Raw genomic sequence first — 16,348 nt, 5'->3', positions numbered from 1 at the left:
GGAGCGCTGACATGACCGGTCGCGATTGTCAATCCCGTAGCCGCTTCCGCGCGCGCGTGGAAAGGTCGGTCACGATCGAATCCGCCCACGAGAGGAGCAGAGCATGAGTGCTGCAGACGACATGAAGAACGCTGCCGAGAAGGCCGCAGGAAAGGTCAAGGAAGGCGTCGGGAAGCTCACCGACAACGAGCGGCTCGAGGCCGAGGGCCAGGCGGATCAGGTGAAGGCTTCGGCCAAGCAGGCCGGCGAGGACGTGAAGGATGCGGCCAGCAAGGCCGGGGACAGCGTCCGCGACGCGTTCGACAAGAAGTAGGGTCCGGCTCCCCCGGACACCGAAGAGGTGAGGTCCGCCGACGGGCGGGCCTCACCTCGATGGGTCAGACGTTGTGAGTCGTCAGACCTTGCGGCTGCCGCTGATCGCTCGGATCAACCAGGCGATCACAGCGATCGCGAGGAGCACGAGTCCGACCCACAGGAGGAACTGGAGCGACTGCACCAGTCCTCCAGTGATCGCAAGGATCACGGCGACGACGATGACGATGATCAGGAGGATGTTCATCGGTCTTTCCCTTCTTTCGGCAGGCGCGGACGCCCGACTGCGTGTCATCACGCTAGCCCGACAACGCCAACTGCCCGAGGGGGTTGACTTCCGCCCTCCGAGTGCGCGAAGGAGACGAGCACATGCCAGGAAGACGCGAGAACTCGCTGAAGGATCCCGGGCTCTACGAAGAGCTTCGCAAGGACGGGGCCTCCAAGGAGAAGGCCGCGCGCATCTCGAACGCCGCCGCGAAGGAGGGGCGCAGCACGATCGGACGGCGCGGTGGAGAGCACGGCGACTACGACGACTGGACCGTCCCCGAGCTGCGCCGTCGCGCCAAGGAGCTGGGGCTGACCGGCTACAGCCGAAAACGCAAGTCGGAGCTGATCTCCGCGCTCAGGAATCACTGAGGCTGCGGATGACGCGCTTCGGCATCGAGGAGGAGTTCGTCTTCCTCGATGCGCACTCCCTCGCGCCGGTGGCCCTGACTGCGGGCACCCGCGAGCGCATCACCCGGCTGCGCACCGGCGGCGAGGTCACGAGGGAGTATCTGACCTCGCAGATCGAGTGCCTCACGGAACCGCTGTCGACCGCGACGGAGGCGGAGGCGCAGTCGGGCCATCTCCGTGGACTCATCGGCTGGCACGCACGGGAACAGGACGCGATCGCCGCCGGAACCGGCACGCCTTTCGCTACGACCCGTTCGTCCACGGTGTCCTCCTCAGCGCACTACGACCAGGTCGCATCGCTGCTCGGCCACCTCACGCGCGACCACGAAGTCAACGGGTTGCATGTGCATGTGGAGGTGCTCGACGACGAGGAACGGGTGCGCGCACTCAACCGGGTGCGCGGCTGGCTCCCGCTCCTGCTCGCCCTCAGCGGCAACAGCCCCTTCGCCGGCGGTCGCGACTCGAGCTTCGCGAGCTGGCGAAGCATCCTGATCCGCCGGCTGCCGGGATCGTGGAGTCCACCGCGGTTCCACGACTTCGACGACTACCGCACGCGCGTGGGGTGCCTCGTCGGGCTGCGAGCGATCACCGATCCCGCGGCGCTCTCCTGGGCGGCACGGATCTCGGAGCGCTACCCCACGGTCGAGCTCCGCGTCTTCGATGCGCAGCTCACGGCGGAGGACGCCGTGTTCGCCGCTCTCCTCTCCCGGGCAATCGTCCTCAGCGACGAGCCGCCGCACCCGGATGCCGGGATCGACGGGGTCGACGCCTCGCTGTGGACGGCCGCCCGCCACGGGATGGATGCCCGGTTGCTGGATCCCACGACCGGAGAGGTCGCCGGTGCCTGGGCGGTGGCCGATCGGATGATCGCCGTCATCGCTCCCTCCCTCCGGGAGCTCGGCGACGAAGAGCAGGTGCGCGAAGGGCTCGCTCGACTGCGGGCGGTCGGCACGGGCGCCGACCGCCAGCGTCGGGCATTCGACAAGGGAGGAACGGCGTCGCTCGCCCGACTGTTCGCCGCAGGCACCCCAGCCCCTGTGGCGTGACCTGCGACGACCCCGACGTCGGCCACCGGGAGTAAGGTCGGCCTGTGGCATCCTTCGCCCCTCTCCAGCGCCTCGTGATCTCGATCGCCGTGCTCGCTTCGTTCGTGACGTTCCTCGACGGAACGGTCGTGAACGTCGCGCTGCCGGCGATCAGCCGTGAACTCGGCGGCGGCATCACGATGCAGCAGTGGGTGGTCGACGCGTATCTGATCACCTTGAGCGCCCTGATCCTGCTCGCGGGATCCGTCTCCGACGCGTACGGACGAGTCCTCGTGATGCGCGTGGGGCTGATCGCGTTCGGCATCGCCTCCATCGCGGTCGCCGCCGCCATCGACCCGCTCATGCTGATCGTCGCCCGGGCCGCGCAGGGCGCCGCCGGAGCGCTGCTGGTCCCGAGTTCGCTCGCACTGATCACCGCCACCATGCGCGCCGACACCCAGGCCCGGGCCATCGGGGTGTGGACCGCGTTCACGACGGGCGCGCAACTGGTCGGGCCGCTGCTGGGCGGTCTCTTCGTCGACTTCATCTCCTGGCGGTTCGTCTTCCTCATCAACGTCGTGCCCATCGCGGTCACCCTGTTCCTGCTGGCCCGTCTGCATCTGCCGGAGCATCCGCGCGGCATCAAGGTCGACTGGTGGAGCGGTGCCCTGTGCGCGATCGGCCTCGGCGCCGTGGTGTTCGCGCTGATCGAGCAGCCCAACATGGGTTGGCAGTCGCCGGCCATCTGGGTTCCCGCCGTCGCCGGCGCCGCGCTGTTCGGGCTGTTCCTGTGGCGTCAGCAGCACTCCGCCTCCCCGCTCATGCCGCTGTGGCTTTTCCGCGTGCGCGACTTCGGATGGGGGAACCTGGCCACGCTCTTCGTGTACGCCGCCCTGTCGCTCAACGGCTTCGTCGTGGGCGTCTATCTGCAGCAGGGCGCCGGGCTCAGCGCGACAGCGGCCGGTCTCGCGAGCCTGCCGATGACGATCCTGATGATCCTGGTCAGTTCGCGGGCCGGTCGCTGGGCGGGCAGATGGGGTCCCCGCATCTTCATGACGGTCGGCCCCCTGATCATGGCCGTCGGCGCGCTGATGCTCCTGTCCGTCGCCGCCGATTTCGACTACTGGTGGCAGGTGTTGCCCGCGATGATCGTGATGGGTGTCGGGCTGTCCCTCACCGTGGCTCCGCTGACTGCGGCGATCCTCGGTGCGATCGACGAGAACCACTCCGGTATCGCCTCGGCCGTGAACAACGCCGTGTCCCGCGTCGCCGGGTTGCTCGTGGTGGCGATGCTCTCCACCATCGTGGGCGGCCAACTCGACCTCGACGGATTCCACAGTGCGGCGTGGGTCACCGCGGCGCTGCTCGTGATCGGCGGCGTGGTGTCGTGGATCGGCATCCGTCGCAATCCGGCCGAGCCGGTGCCTGCCGACCTCGCCGCGTCCGGCACGGACCCGCATTGATGCGGTCGATGCAGCCGCGCAGACCCGACGCTCGGTTGCGCCGAAGCGCACTGCTCTCCGCCGCCGCGACACTCGTGCTCGCGCTCGGCGCATGCACAGCCGCTCCGGTCTCTCCGGCCACCGAGAGTGTTCGTCTGCTTCCGTCGGCCGGCGCTGTTCCTGACTACCAGTTGGGCGGCGCGTACGACCCCGCCCCGGACGTCGGCATCGTCGGACGCGACCGAGGCGCCGATCCCGCACCCGGCGTGTACTCGATCTGCTACCTCAACGGTTTCCAGACGCAACCGGATGAGCTCGGATCCTGGCCCGACGACCTCCTGCTGCGCCACGACGATGTGCTCGTGGTCGATCCGGACTGGCCGGATGAGGCTCTGCTCGACACCGCGAACGCCGAGCGTCGCGAGCGGATCGCCGACACCGTGACCGCGTGGATCGAGGGGTGCGCCGAGTCCGGTTTCGACGCGGTGGAGTTCGACAACCTCGACTCCTACTCGCGGTCGGACGGCGCACTCTCGTTCGAGGACAATCTCGCGCTCGCGACCCTGTACGTCGAGGCCGCCCACACGGCGGGGCTCGCGGCGGGCCAGAAGAACGCCGCGGAAGACGCTGTCGCGCTGCACGAGCGCGCCGGCTTCGACTTCGCGATCACCGAGGAATGCGCGGCCTATCGGGAGTGCGGCGCGTACACCGCGGTCTATGGCGAACACGTCATCGACATCGAGTACACGGACGAACTCCCCCGCCCGTTCACGGAGATGTGTACCGACAGCGACGCACCCGCCTCGATGATCCTCCGCGACCGTGCTCTCCTCACGCCCGCCGACGACGGGTACACGTCCGAGACCTGCCCCTAGGGGACGCAAGCGGTTCCGCGTCAAGTCCCTGTATCTGTCACGGGTTTGCACGCAGGATGCTGGTGTCCCCCCACCGTGAGGAGCTCGCCCCATGACCGCATCCACCCTCGTCTCCCCCACCTCGCTCGCCTTCCGTGATCGCGGCCCGGTGAGCCGCGCGGTCATCGCGCACCTCACGGAAGGCACCGCGTCCGATCACACCGCGCTCGCCATCGACGCCGCAGCGACGAGCACCGACATCGTGCGCGACGACGACATCCAGCTCGCGCTGTTCGTCCTCTACGCCTCCGCGTACGGCTCACTGCCACAGCTGGATGCCGACCTCGAATGGGACCCGACACTCTTGCGGACCAGACAGGTCCTCGAGGCGGCGTTCGAGGAGTCCCTCCGTGCGTGCATTCCGACACCGGCGTTGCCGGACCCGACCGTGGATGCCGTCGGCCGCGCCCTCTTCGCCCTTGCCGAAGCAGAGAGCGGGCCGAGCCTCTCGCGCTACTTCGTGAAGAAGGCCACCGAGGAGCAGGCGAGGGAGATGCTCATCCAACGCTCGGCCTACACGCTGCGCGAGGCCGACCCGCACTCGTGGGCGATCCCGCGGCTGGACGGTCGCGCCAAGGCCGCACTGGTCGAGATCCAAGCCGACGAGTACGGGGGCGGGCGTCCACAGCGCGTTCACGCCGCGCTCTTCGCTCGTGCGATGGAAGCCGCGGGTCTCGACACGACCTATGGCGCGTACGTCGACGACCTGTCGGCTCTCACCCTCGCCTCGCTGAACATGATGTCGCTGTTCGGCCTCAACCGCCGCCTGGTGGGCGCGATCGTCGGGCACCTGGCGGCCTACGAGATGACCTCCTCCATCCCGTGCCGGCTGTACGCCGACGGCCTGCGTCGTCTGGGCTTCGATGCCGAGGTGACGGCGTACTTCGACGAGCACGTGGAAGCGGATGCGGTACACGAGCAGATCGCTGCCCGCGACCTTGCGGGCAGCCTCGCCGAAGACCATCCGGAGATGCTGCCCGACATCATGTTCGGGGCCGCGGCCTGCCTGACCGTGGACGGCTGGGGTGGCGCCGCGACGCTGGAGGCCTGGACGGCGGGAGCCTCCGCGCTCCGACAGCAGGTGGGCGCATGAGCGCCGCACGAGAGCCTGTGACGATCACGCCGTACCCCGATGGCCCGCTGCTGGTGCGGGGCGACATCGAGGTGCACACCGTCGAGGGCGATCCGATCGCGCCGCACCGCCGGACCGTAGCCCTCTGCCGCTGCGGCCTTTCCGCACTCAAGCCCTTCTGCGACGGCACGCACAAGGCGGCCGGTTTCCACACCGACGACTGACCGGCTCCCACGAACGCTGCGGTCGGGGGCACGCGACACCGGATCGCGGGCCCCCGATTCCGCTGACGCCGGTCAAGCCCCGACGCGCACCGACTCCAGCGACGGGTAGTCGGTGTATCCCTCCGCCGTCCGGCCGTAGAACAGCTCGGGCCGGGGTTCGTTGAGCGCGGCATCCTGACGCCAGCGCTCGACCAGGTCGGGATTGGCGATCACCGGACGTCCGACAGCCACCGCATCGGCGATGCCGTCGGCCACGAGTGCCTCCGCGGCTTCCCGCGTCGTCTCGATCGCGAAGCCGGTGTTGACGATCAACGGTGCGCCCGCCGTGCGGCGGATGTGCTGCACGAGCTCGCCCGCAGGATCGGCGTTGAGGACGTCGAGGAAGGCGAGACCGAGCGGCGCGAGCCCCTCGGCGACGGCTGTGTAGGTTGCGCGAACGTCGGCGTCGTCCTCTTCCAGCACACCCTGGATGTTGTGCTGCGGCGAGAGACGGATGCCGGTACGGTCGGCTCCGACGGCGGCGACGACGGCCGCAACGACCTCGATCGCGAAACGTGCCCGGTTCTCGGGTGACCCGCCGTACTCGTCGTCGCGGACGTTCGACACCGGCGAGAGGAACTCGTGCACCAGGTAGCCGTTGGCGCCGTGCACCTCGACGCCGTCGAAGCCGGCCGCGATCGCGTTGCGTGCGGCCTGAGCGAACTGCTCGACGACCTCGGGGATCTCGTCCAGCGTGAGGGCGTGGGCGACGGGCAGATCGGCCTTGCCCGCGGGCGTGCGCGTCTGACCCGGTGCGGCGAGCGCGCTGGGAGCGACGACCCGGGGCTCCCCCGAGATCGCGGGGTGACCCACACGACCTCCGTGCATGAGCTGCATGACGATGGCCCCTCCGGCGTCATGCACCTCCGCGGTGATCCCCTTCCACGCCTCGATCTGTGCGGGTGTGACGATGCCCGGCTGCCCAGGGTAGGACTTGCCCTCGAGCACAGGCCACGTGCCCTCGGAGATGATCAGCCCCTGCCCCGCCCGCTGCCGGTAGTACTCCGCCATCGTCGCGGTCGGCACACCGTCGTCGTCTGCGCGCGTGCGGGTGAGCGGCGCCATGACGACGCGATTGGTCAGCGGGAGGGCGCCGAAGCGGGCCGGTTCGTAGAGATTCACAGTGGGAGGTAAGGCCCGGAGCGCTCCCCGTATTCCCCTCAGCTCCCGCCGAGCCCCGCGAGCAGGTCCGCGAAGTGGTCGAGGTCGGCTGCCGTCCACTTGCGCAACCGCTCCCCGATGCGCCCCTCGTACTGGGAACGCGCGAGCGCGACCCGCTCCTGCGCGAGGTCGGTGGCCACGAGGACGCGCGCCCGGCGGTCCTCCGGATCCGGGATGCTCTCGACGAGTCCCAGCTGTTCGAGCTGGCGTACCTGGCGGCTCACGGCCGACTTGTCGGTCTGCAGGCGTTCGATGATCGCTCCGGCCGAGGTCGCCTTGCCCGTCGCGATGGAGGTGAGCACCTGGTAGCCGAGCGGCTGCAGGTCGGGGTGCACGGTGGCTGCGGCCTCACGCCAGCTCACTCGGATCCGCGCGAAGAGCCGTCCGAGTTCCTGTTCGACCCTGGTGACCGCGTGGTCGAGGTCCGCGTCTCCCAGCAGTTCCGCCTCGGCGTCGGATGCAGGGGTCTCGGCGGGGGCGTCGGAGGAGGCGCTCATGCTCGCCAGTGTACGGCGAAGGAGATGGCCGGCCGGTGCGCTACTGTCCCACCATGAGCATTGCGCATCACCTGCGCCGCAGCGTCGCCGCAGCGGCTACCGCCGTGGTCGCGGCGCTCGCGCTCACCGCGTGCGGGCCCAGCATCACGGACCTCCTTCAGATCTCAACCGCATCTTCCGTCGAGCGGATCCAGGACGACCTCTGGGAATACCGCGACGACATCGTCGCGGATCCTGAAACAACGATCATCGCGCTCGGGTACTTCGCGGATGCCCGCCAGGGGATACCCCCGGAGTACAACGGCGACAGAGAGCTCCTTCTGAATATCAGCGACGCGATCGAAGGCCCCGCCCTCACACTGCTCACATCAGGCGGGGCGACGACAGGGGGCGGGTGGACCTACGACCAGCAGTCTGCCGCGGTCTGCTTCACGCTGACGTTTCCGAAAACTCGGGATCGCATCGTCACCACACCCGCAACCTGCGGTGACAGCCCGCAGCTCGAGCGCTTCGACCGCATATATGAGCTCGACGAGCTCGACGTGCGGCGCGAGGTCACCGCCGTCGACTACCCCGCCCCTATCTGCCAGTGCTATAGCGGTAGCCCCTGTGATTGCCCCGGAGGCTGACGAGTTCCTCATCACCGGATGAAGGGCGGAGGGCGAAGACGATGGCGACGGCGGTGACTAGGGTGTGCAGAGCGACGACAAAGGAAGACCCTCCTGAATCGGTGTGACGTCGACCAGGGCATAGCTCCCGTCATCAGCGTGACGAACACCCAACCCCGGATGTCACCGCTGTTGCCTCGGAGAATCCGTCGGGCACGGTTGCGAGCCCCACCAGGGATCGCGAGAAAACGCCAGTGTACGGCGAAGCCCCGCTGTCGAACGTGACAGCGGGGCTTCGGCTCACACTTCTGCGAGCAGCCGGAAGACCTTGGACGCGGCGCGGATCTCCTCGGGGGTGAGCTCGTCGATCACGGCTTGGAGGCGGGTGCCATACTCGCGGCGGACCTCCGCGAGCGCCACGCATGCGCCGGCCGTGACCGTCAGCACCCGAAGCCGCCCGTCGCGCTCATCCGGCCGGGACTCGAGGAGCCCCAGCTCCTCCAGCATCCGCACCTGACGGCTGATGACCGACTTGTCCATCTCGAACCGGTCGGCGAGCTCGTGCGCGTTGGCCGTGCCCGCTCGATCGATGAACGTCAGCAGCTTGTAGCCGCCGACCTGCAGCTCGGGGTGGACTCGAGCGGCAGACTCCTTCCACAGCGACCTGGTCCGCGCGAAGATGAGGTTCAGGTGCGCTTGGAGATCGCCGAGGGCACTGTCGACGTCCATCGAAGCGACCGCTCCCGGGGCCGACATGTCAGCGCTCCTGGTCCCGATCTTCGCGTTCGAGCACTCCCACCGAACCCGTCTTGGAGGCCGAGGACTCTCCGCCGTCGATCCGGATCGCTCCGGTCGAGAGCGAGGCGCCGATCTCTCCCTCGGAGACCTCGATCACCGACTCCTCCGCCTGCTCGAGCATCTGCTCGGCGGCGTTCTTCGTCGACAACGGCTTGTTCCTGATGAACGCGATGGCGATGACGGCGATCACGGCGAGCGGGATCGCGACGATGAACGCATCGGCGATGCCGTGGCCATAGGCGCCCTCGACGATCGAGCGGATCGTGTCCGGCAGTTGCCCGACCTTCGGAACGTCACCCGACGCGAGGTGCTTCAGGGCATCAATCTCCTCCTGCGAGCTCGGCGTGAAGTCGGAGAGCCCGTCCGTGATGTACGTGCCGACGCTCGTGGACAGCAGCGAGCCCATCACCGTCACGCCGATGGTGCCGGCGATCGTGCGGAAGAAGTTCACGTTCGACGAGGCCGCTCCCAACTGCTGCGGAGCGGTGTCGTTCTGGACGATCAGGGTGAGGTTCTGCATCACCATGCCGAGTCCGGCTCCGAGGACGAACATGTACACGGCGACCAACGTGAACGGGGTGTCGTAGCGCAGGGTGGACATGAGGCTGACGCCCACGGTCGCGAGGACCGAGCCGGTCAGCATCCAGCCCTTCCACTTGCCGAAGCGGCTGACGAGCTGGCCGATGATGATCGACGCGCCCATCTGACCGATGATCATCGGGATCGTCATGAGGCCGGACTCCGTAGGCGTGGCACCGCGAGCGAGCTGGAAGTACTGCGCGAGGAACACCGACGTGGCGAACATCGAGACGCCGATCGCGATCGACGCGATGACCGAGAGGGTGAAGGTACGGTTGCGGAAGAGCGACATCGGAACGATCGGTTCCTTGACGAAGAACTCGACCGTGATGAACGCGACGATCGCGACACCCGCGGTGACGGCGAGCATGATGCTCGTGGACGAGTCCCAGTCGAACTGGTTGCCGCCCATGGAGACCCAGATGAGCAGGGTCGAGACGCCGACGGCGAGGAGCACGATGCCGAAGTAGTCGATCGACACCTTGGTGCCGCGCTGCGGCTTGGGCAGGTGCAGGGTGAACTGCAGCAGCACCAGAGCGAGGATCGCGAAGGGCACACCGACGAAGAAGTTGGCGCGCCAGCCCCAGGCGTCGGTGATGACTCCGCCGAGCAGCGGTCCGCCGATGGTACCGAGGGCCATGATGCCGCCGACGACGCCCATGTACTTGCCGCGCTCACGCGGGGAGATGATGAGCGCCACGGCGATCATGACGAGCGACATGAGTCCGCCGACGCCGATGCCCTGGACGACGCGGACCGCGATGAGCATGTTCGTGTCGGTCGAGAAGCCCGCGATCACGGTGCCGACCGTGAACAGGATCAGCGAGATCTGGACGAGGACCTTGCGGTCGACGAGGTCGGCGAGCTTGCCCCAGATCGGGGTGGAGACGGCGGTCGCCAACAGGCTGGCGGTGATGACCCAGGTGTACTGGGACTGGGTACCGCCGAGGTCGGCGATGATGACGGGCATCGAGGTCGACACGACCGTGCCCGAGAGCACGGCGACGAACATGCCGACGACGAGGCCGGAGATCGCGGTGAAGACCTCGCGGGCCGAGCGTGTCGTCTCGGTTGCGGAGGATGAGATGTGTGTCACGGAATGAGACTCCTGCATAGAAAGTTGATCGAGGTCAACCATACTCCACTAGTTGCCAAAGTACAACTATTAGCAGAAGGGACCGCGCCGGCCGCTGGGAGAATCGAGTCATGACTGATTCCTTCGAGGCGCTGATCGAGGCCGGGAACACCGCGGACGTGACCGGGTGGGACTTCGCCTGGCTGGACGGACGAGCCACGGAGGAGCGGCCGCCCTGGGGCTACGCGGGCCGACTCTCCGCGCGTCTCGGCGCCGCATCGGCATCGCTCGACATCCAGACCGGCGGCGGCGAGGTCCTTGCCGAAGCTGCAGCCTTCCCGCCCACCGCTGTGGCGACGGAGTCGTGGCCGCCGAACGTCCGCCGCGCGACCCAGCTGCTCCGACCGCGGGGCGTCGTGGTCGTCGCCGACCCGGACGAGCCGCCCCTCCCGTTCGCGGATGAGGCCTTCGACCTGGTGACCAGCAGACACCCCGCGACGATCTGGTGGACGGAGATCGCCAGAGTCCTCGAGCCCGGCGGCACCTACTTCGCCCAGCACGTCGGGCCGGCGAGCGCGTTCGAGCTGATCGAGTTCTTCCTCGGCCCTCAGCCTGAAGCGCGCCGCGGACGCCGTCCGGAGGACGAGGCGCAGGAGGCCGAAGCCGCGGGCCTCGACATCATCGACCTGCGCACTGCACGGCTCCGCATCGAGCTCCACGACGTCGCCGCGGTGGTCTATCTCCTTCGCAAGGTCATCTGGTGGGTACCCGGCTTCACGGTCGAAGACCATCTCGATCGGCTTCGCGACCTGCACGATCTCATCCAGGACGAGGGACCGTTCATCGCGCACTCGACCCGGCATCTGATCGAGGCCCGACGCCCGTAGTCGCCTCTCGCGCGTCCGGCGTGGAGCATCAGCAATACACGGTCCCCATCGCGTCGCGCACCTCGGACAGCGTCGCCTCGGCCACCGCCCCGGCGCGCTCGTTCCCATGGCGCAGGACGGAACGCACCAGTTCGCCGTCCGCGGCGAGACTCCGCCGACGCTCGCGCATCGGCGCCAGGAAGTCGTTCACCGCCGCGGCGGTCACGGTCTTCAGCGCGCTGCTCCCCGCGTCACCGATGTCGTCGGCGATATCGCAAGGGGTGACATTCAGGCATAGGGCAGCCGTCGTCGGGGACCCGCGGCGCTCGCCTTCGCTCTGCTCAGCCGCAGAACGCCGACGTCGAATCCTTGAGCTGCTCTATGGCGTCGACGGTCTCCGGGGCCCGCAAGTCGGTCATCCCGCCGATCTTCTCGGCTCCGGAGCGGATGAGATCGCCGAGCTGTCCGTCGACGTTCGCCGCCAGGCTGTCGAGCGATGAGACCAGCTGATCCCGCGCGGCATCCGCCTGCTCCGCAGAGACCTCGCCTTGAGCGAGCAGGGTCTGGTACTGACCGTAGGCGTCGTCGATCGTCGCGCAGGTCGCCGGCACGTCGACGCCGAGCGCATCGCCGGCCAGCTGCGTGACCTGGGAACACCCGGCGACCAGGAATCCGGCGGTGAGCACGAGGGGCAGAACGAGGAGACGGCGCATCCCCCGAGGGTAGCGGGGGATGCTGGGGCGGCCATGGGAGCGGGACAGGGCCGCGGGCGCGAGGGACGAACGCCCCCGCGCCCGCGGTCGCGGTCATCCTGCAGTGAGGGTGAAGCGCACCGTCGTGGCGTTGCCCGCGACGTCGTACACGACGAGGGTGTTCGCCCCGGCCACCGCACCGAAAGCACCCGGCTTCACGGCGTTGAGATCGGACCAGGCGTTGTCGGTCAGATCCTTGGCCACGCCGTTGAGCGTCAGCCGGTCCACCTTGCCGGCGTCGTGGAACTTGAACGACACCAGGCTGTAGACCCCGTCAGCCCCGACGGTGAACGACGCGCCCTGTTTGACGGTGACCGTGGGCGCCCTCGTGTCGAGTGTGAACCGGACGGTGGTGGCGTTGCCCGCGAGGTCGTACACGACGAGGGTGTTCGCTCCCTCCACCGCGCCGAAAGTCCCCGGCCGGACGCCGTTGAGGTCGGACCACGCGTTGTCGGTCAGGTCCTTCTCGACCCCGTTGAGCGTCAGGCGGTCGATCTTCCCCGCATCGTGGAGCTTGAAGGAGACCTTGCTGTACACGCCGTCCCGACCGACCGTGAACTCCGCGCCGCTCTTCACGGTGACCTCGGGAGCCGCGGCGTCGGTCGCCACTGTCGTGACCGAGAGATCGCGGAGGCGTCCGAAGTTGTCGAACGATCCGAAGCCGACCCGCCCCTGGGTGAACGTCTTGTCGTTCGCCGTCATCAGCGGGGCATCGAGTCCATCCACGTAGACGGCGATGTCGCCGCTCTCCACGCATCGTACGACCCGGACGTCGTGCCACTCCTCGTCGGTGACGGCGGGCGGTGCGCCGACGCTCCCGTCCCACTGGTCGTCGATCCGCTCACGGTCGGCCTTGTTCACCTTGAAGATGCCGTTGTGCGGGTAGATCGAGTTGTCCTGCGAGAGGTGCGCGTAGTAGTACTCCGTGTCCGATTTCCACCCGAAGACGATGATCACGTCGCGGTTGTTCACCGTTGCCTTCTCGTCGAGGCGCACCTGCCCGGTGAGATCGAACGACCCCAGCTCGGCGCCCTCGGTGAGGACCGCGTACTCGAAGGGACGACGGATCCCGTCATTCGGGTTCGTCCCCGCCTCGGTGAGCACCACCTCATCGCCCGGGAAGTCCCACTTGGCAGGCGTCCGCGGTGCCCAGTCGTCCTCCGACATCACATCCGTGATCACGGGGCCGTCAGGCGTGCACGCGGGTGGCGTCGGCTCCTCGACCGGCGGCACGTCGTACAGCGCGTACTGCGCGGCGACCTGTTCGGGAGTCGGAACCGTGTCGAGCATCATCAGGTCGTCCATCCGCCCGGTGAACGGATTGGCCTCGCGGGTGTTCTGGGGGAAGCTGCCGCCGATCTTGATCCCGGCGGGTGCGGTGTCGGACGTCGATCCCGCACCCCACGGGTTCGCGGCGGTGTACTCCCCCGCGAGCTCCTCGCCGTTCATGAACAGCTTCATCTCCCCCTCGGTGAAGTCGAACGTGGCCGCGAGGTGCACCCAGCGTCCTTTCTGCAGGATCTCGTCCCAGGGCAGATCCGCTGCGAACGTCCAGGAGCCCGCTCCATCGACCCGTCGCCCGAGCGCGACGAGCTTCAGTTCGCCGTCGACGGTGATCACCTCGAGCAGCGCGCGCACCGCGTGTCCGTCCGACGTGCCCGTGAGCACTCCGGCCAGACCGATCGCGTTGTACACATCGTCCGGATTCGCCGTCCCGGAGTTCAGCGCCGGGTGGTCGCCGGTCGGCTTGAACCATCCCATGACGGAGATCTGATCGGCTCCGGCGAACCGGTCGAGGGAGTCGACGCCGTCGGCGTCGTAGACGCCGGCCTTCCAGTCGTCGTTCGACGCGGTCCTCGGACTCATCTGCTGGGTCTGGAGTGCCTCGCCCGCCCCCGGGTAGGCGCGATCGGCGACCCGCATCTCGACACCGCCGTTGATCAGCGAGATGTCGGTTCCCGAGCGTCCCTGGTCGACCTCGACCGTCGGCTTCGCGGCGTCCGGGTGATCGAAGTCGTAGTGCGTGACGAGGTTCGGAGCGAGAGCCGGGAGAACGAACGGAGACGTCGGCACATCGACCGTGCGCGCGCCCGTGACCTTCCAGATCTTCCCGTTGGCCTTCGATACCAGGTAGAGCTCGCCGTCGGCGTCGGCGCCGAACCGCAGATCGACCCGGGCGTCGCCGACCAGCTCCTGGAACGTCGTCTCCTCACCGTCGGCGAAGACCCGCAGCTCCTCGATGGTCGCGAGATCGTCGATGTCACCGTCGTTGCGGACCATCTCGTCGGCGTCGGCGGAGAGCACCCATCCGCGCACCAGATCCGTGAAGAGGTAGCGCCCCTGCAGCTCGGCGATCTCTCCGCGGTAGACGAAGCCACCGTTGACGGCCACGCCCGCATCTCCGGTCTGACCGGGATCGCGGTTGTGGTCGTACGCGGCGACGGGGTACGTGAAGCCGTTCTCGGCGTCGTCTTCCGGAAGGGGGAAGATCTGCCGGTTGTCGGCCACGAACGAGCCCTCGCGGACCGACCAGCCGAAGTTGTCGCCGGGTTCGACGGCATAGATCGACTCGACCTGCCACTCGCCGATATGTCCGAGGTACATCGTGTGGTCACCCGCAGGGTCCCAGCTGATGCGGTGCGGGTCTCGCATGCCGACCGCGTAGATCTCGGGCAGGGCGTCCGCGTCGTCGACGAAGGGGTTGTCGGCGGGCACACCGTACTCGCCGTTCTCGCTGTCGTCGCCCGTCGGGTTCACGCGCAGGATCTTCCCCTGCGGCGTGGCCAGGTCCTGCGGGTTCCCGTTGCCGACGCCGTTGCCGCCGTCGCCCACCAGCACGTAGAGGTTCCCGTAGTCGGCGTCGCCCGCAGAGACGGTCGGGTTGAACGCGATCTGCTGCACCGTGTGGACGCGACCGGCGAAGGGGATCCGCATCACCTCGCGGTGCGTGCCGACGAAGGTCGCCGCTGCCGGATCCGCGGCCTTCCATTCGGTGATCACGCTGTGGAAGGCGGTGTTCCCGAACGCAGGGAAGTCCGGGGTGTCCTCCGTCAGCGCTGATCCACCCTCGGTGTGGACGGTGTAGAAGAGCCCGTTCTCCGCGAAATCGGGATGGAACTCGGCCGAGCCCAGGCCGGTGCCGAGGCCCGCGCTGTTGTGGAAGTTGTCGATGAACTCGTCCCGCACGTTGAGGTACGGCACGTACTCGCCGGACTCCTTGTCGACCAGGTAGAGGATGTCGTTGTTGTCCGGCACCATCAGACGACCCGAATCGTCGGGGACCTCGTCGAGATGGGTGATGCGGTTGTGGCGCACGAGACGCTGATCCTGCGTGGCCGGGGTCGTGTGCGATTCCGGGAGCTGCGCCAGCTCGGTCACCTCGATCCCGAGATCGGCGAGCGCGGGGTCGGGCAGCGGATTGAGCAGTGGCTCGCTCGTGGTGCCGCCGGGCGCGCAGTCCCCCGGGTTCCCGGTGGCGATCGCGAGGTTCTCTCCCGTGTTGTCGACGGCCACGTCATCGAGCAGGAGGCGCCCCGCGCTCGATGAGCCGTTCTTCCAGAAGAAGCGATCGAGCGCCCCGTTCACCGCCTGCCGGAATCCGAACTGCTGCTCGGTGCCATCGGGGAGGCGCGTCATCTCGTCGTACGCGCCGCCCTGCGTGTAGACGGTGACCTTGTCAGCCGCGTTGTCGGCGACGATCCAGACGCATTGCCAGGCGTCTCGCGACCAGACTCCGGCCGCCTTGAACGCCCCTCCGTCGCGCACGCGCAGCACGTCATCGTTCTGATTGTTGACGTAGGCGCGGCTGTGGACGTAGTCGTTCGGCGCGTCCACGTCCGTGAGTCCGAACGAGGTATCGACGCTCCCCGTGCGCAGGAATCGGAAGAAGAGCGTGCCCGTGTCGCCATCGGCGATCGCGGGGATGGCCCGGTACGACTGGTGCCCTCCCCCGACGGATTCGACCACCTGATTGTTGCCGTTCAGGGGATCGGCGATCACGCGCGGCGCCGCCGAGGCCACCCAGCCGTCCTGGCCGTCGAGCGCCACGCGCTCGTAGGCTTCGAAGTCGATCAGCTCGGTGAACGGCTCCGCCGCCGCGGCGGGGACCGCCGTGAGCAGAGCCCCGACCACCGTCGCCGCAGCTACAGCCGCCGCGGCCCTCCGCGGTCGGAAAGAACGTGGCGGCGTCTCCGGTCCGGAATCGGGAGTCACCGGTCGCAGGGTTCGTTCGTGCATCACTGACCTCTCAACATCATCGTCGTGCGGTGGCGTGCCGATGGGCCGTGAACCTCCTCCGGGGCGGCACTGC

The 16,348-nt window shown here is 68.2% G+C and carries 17 protein-coding genes; 9 read left to right on the top strand and 8 right to left on the bottom strand.

Features of this window, described 5'->3' with window-relative positions; translation table 11 throughout:
- The first annotated feature begins 103 nt into the window (after positions 1–103).
- Positions 104–313, top strand: coding sequence for a CsbD family protein (locus LC041_RS01910; protein ID WP_226531285.1), 210 nt, complete (start codon positions 104–106; stop codon positions 311–313).
- An 81-nt stretch (positions 314–394) separates the two neighbouring features.
- Here the strand turns inward: LC041_RS01910 and LC041_RS01905 are convergent, their stop codons facing one another.
- On the bottom strand, positions 395–559 hold the full coding sequence (locus tag LC041_RS01905; protein ID WP_017201713.1) for a hypothetical protein: 165 nt from the start codon (positions 557–559) through the stop codon (positions 395–397).
- A gap of 122 nt (positions 560–681) precedes the next feature.
- Here LC041_RS01905 and LC041_RS01900 point away from each other — a divergent pair, with 122 nt between their 5' ends.
- The 6 genes from LC041_RS01900 to LC041_RS01875 all read left to right on the top strand — a co-directional run bounded on the left by LC041_RS01900 (position 682) and on the right by LC041_RS01875 (position 5,664).
- Positions 682–948 (top strand): DUF7218 family protein, encoded by a 267-nt coding sequence (locus tag LC041_RS01900; RefSeq protein ID WP_226531284.1) that lies wholly within the window; start codon positions 682–684, stop codon positions 946–948.
- Positions 949–956: 8 nt separating this feature from the next.
- The gene (locus LC041_RS01895) at positions 957–2,033 is read left to right on the top strand and encodes a carboxylate-amine ligase (RefSeq protein ID WP_226531283.1); all 1,077 of its coding nucleotides are present in this window, start codon (positions 957–959) and stop codon (positions 2,031–2,033) included.
- A gap of 44 nt (positions 2,034–2,077) precedes the next feature.
- On the top strand, positions 2,078–3,475 hold the full coding sequence (locus LC041_RS01890) for an MFS transporter (RefSeq protein ID WP_226531282.1): 1,398 nt from the start codon (positions 2,078–2,080) through the stop codon (positions 3,473–3,475).
- Between the two features lie 8 nt (positions 3,476–3,483).
- Positions 3,484–4,329 carry an endo alpha-1,4 polygalactosaminidase gene (locus tag LC041_RS01885; RefSeq protein ID WP_226531281.1) on the top strand — a complete coding sequence of 282 codons (846 nt, stop codon included), beginning with the start codon at positions 3,484–3,486 and terminating at the stop codon, positions 4,327–4,329.
- 91 nt (positions 4,330–4,420) lie between these two features.
- Positions 4,421–5,461 (top strand): iron-containing redox enzyme family protein, encoded by a 1,041-nt coding sequence (locus LC041_RS01880; RefSeq protein WP_226531280.1) that lies wholly within the window; start codon positions 4,421–4,423, stop codon positions 5,459–5,461.
- Positions 5,458–5,664 carry a CDGSH iron-sulfur domain-containing protein gene (locus tag LC041_RS01875; RefSeq protein ID WP_226531279.1) on the top strand — a complete coding sequence of 69 codons (207 nt, stop codon included), beginning with the start codon at positions 5,458–5,460 and terminating at the stop codon, positions 5,662–5,664. The genes LC041_RS01880 and LC041_RS01875 overlap by 4 nt, the downstream gene beginning before the upstream one ends.
- Positions 5,665–5,736: 72 nt before the next feature.
- Here LC041_RS01875 and LC041_RS01870 read toward each other — a convergent pair whose 3' ends face one another.
- Complete coding sequence (locus LC041_RS01870; protein ID WP_226531278.1) at positions 5,737–6,825, bottom strand: alkene reductase; 1,089 nt, start codon at positions 6,823–6,825, stop codon at positions 5,737–5,739.
- A gap of 38 nt (positions 6,826–6,863) precedes the next feature.
- Complete coding sequence (locus LC041_RS01865) at positions 6,864–7,361, bottom strand: MarR family winged helix-turn-helix transcriptional regulator (protein WP_226531277.1); 498 nt, start codon at positions 7,359–7,361, stop codon at positions 6,864–6,866.
- A gap of 104 nt (positions 7,362–7,465) precedes the next feature.
- Here LC041_RS01865 and LC041_RS01860 point away from each other — a divergent pair, with 104 nt between their 5' ends.
- Positions 7,466–7,990, top strand: a complete 525-nt coding sequence (locus tag LC041_RS01860; RefSeq protein WP_226531276.1) for a hypothetical protein — start codon at positions 7,466–7,468, stop codon at positions 7,988–7,990.
- A gap of 279 nt (positions 7,991–8,269) precedes the next feature.
- On the opposite strand, the gene LC041_RS01855 is transcribed toward LC041_RS01860, so the two are convergent.
- Both LC041_RS01855 and LC041_RS01850 read right to left on the bottom strand, forming a co-directional pair.
- On the bottom strand, positions 8,270–8,725 hold the full coding sequence (locus tag LC041_RS01855) for a MarR family winged helix-turn-helix transcriptional regulator (protein ID WP_226531275.1): 456 nt from the start codon (positions 8,723–8,725) through the stop codon (positions 8,270–8,272).
- A 1-nt stretch (position 8,726) separates the two neighbouring features.
- Complete coding sequence (locus LC041_RS01850) at positions 8,727–10,460, bottom strand: MFS transporter (protein WP_264188827.1); 1,734 nt, start codon at positions 10,458–10,460, stop codon at positions 8,727–8,729.
- A 92-nt stretch (positions 10,461–10,552) separates the two neighbouring features.
- Between LC041_RS01850 and LC041_RS01845 the strand changes: the two genes are divergently transcribed.
- Complete coding sequence (locus LC041_RS01845) at positions 10,553–11,308, top strand: class I SAM-dependent methyltransferase (protein ID WP_226531273.1); 756 nt, start codon at positions 10,553–10,555, stop codon at positions 11,306–11,308.
- A gap of 28 nt (positions 11,309–11,336) precedes the next feature.
- Here LC041_RS01845 and LC041_RS01840 read toward each other — a convergent pair whose 3' ends face one another.
- The 3 genes from LC041_RS01840 to LC041_RS01830 form a co-directional block, all read right to left on the bottom strand.
- On the bottom strand, positions 11,337–11,513 hold the full coding sequence (locus LC041_RS01840) for a hypothetical protein (protein ID WP_226531272.1): 177 nt from the start codon (positions 11,511–11,513) through the stop codon (positions 11,337–11,339).
- A 115-nt stretch (positions 11,514–11,628) separates the two neighbouring features.
- Complete coding sequence (locus LC041_RS01835) at positions 11,629–12,000, bottom strand: hypothetical protein (RefSeq protein WP_226531271.1); 372 nt, start codon at positions 11,998–12,000, stop codon at positions 11,629–11,631.
- 93 nt (positions 12,001–12,093) lie between these two features.
- Positions 12,094–16,275, bottom strand: a complete 4,182-nt coding sequence (locus LC041_RS01830) for a PQQ-dependent sugar dehydrogenase (RefSeq protein WP_226531270.1) — start codon at positions 16,273–16,275, stop codon at positions 12,094–12,096.
- Between the last annotated feature and the right edge of the window lie 73 nt (positions 16,276–16,348).

Origin of the sequence: Microbacterium paraoxydans, assembly GCF_020524545.1 — a bacterium.
Lineage (GTDB): Bacteria > Actinomycetota > Actinomycetes > Actinomycetales > Microbacteriaceae > Microbacterium > Microbacterium paraoxydans_C.
The sequence above is the reverse complement of the archived record's forward strand: the minus strand, read 5'-3'. Positions and strand labels throughout refer to the sequence as shown.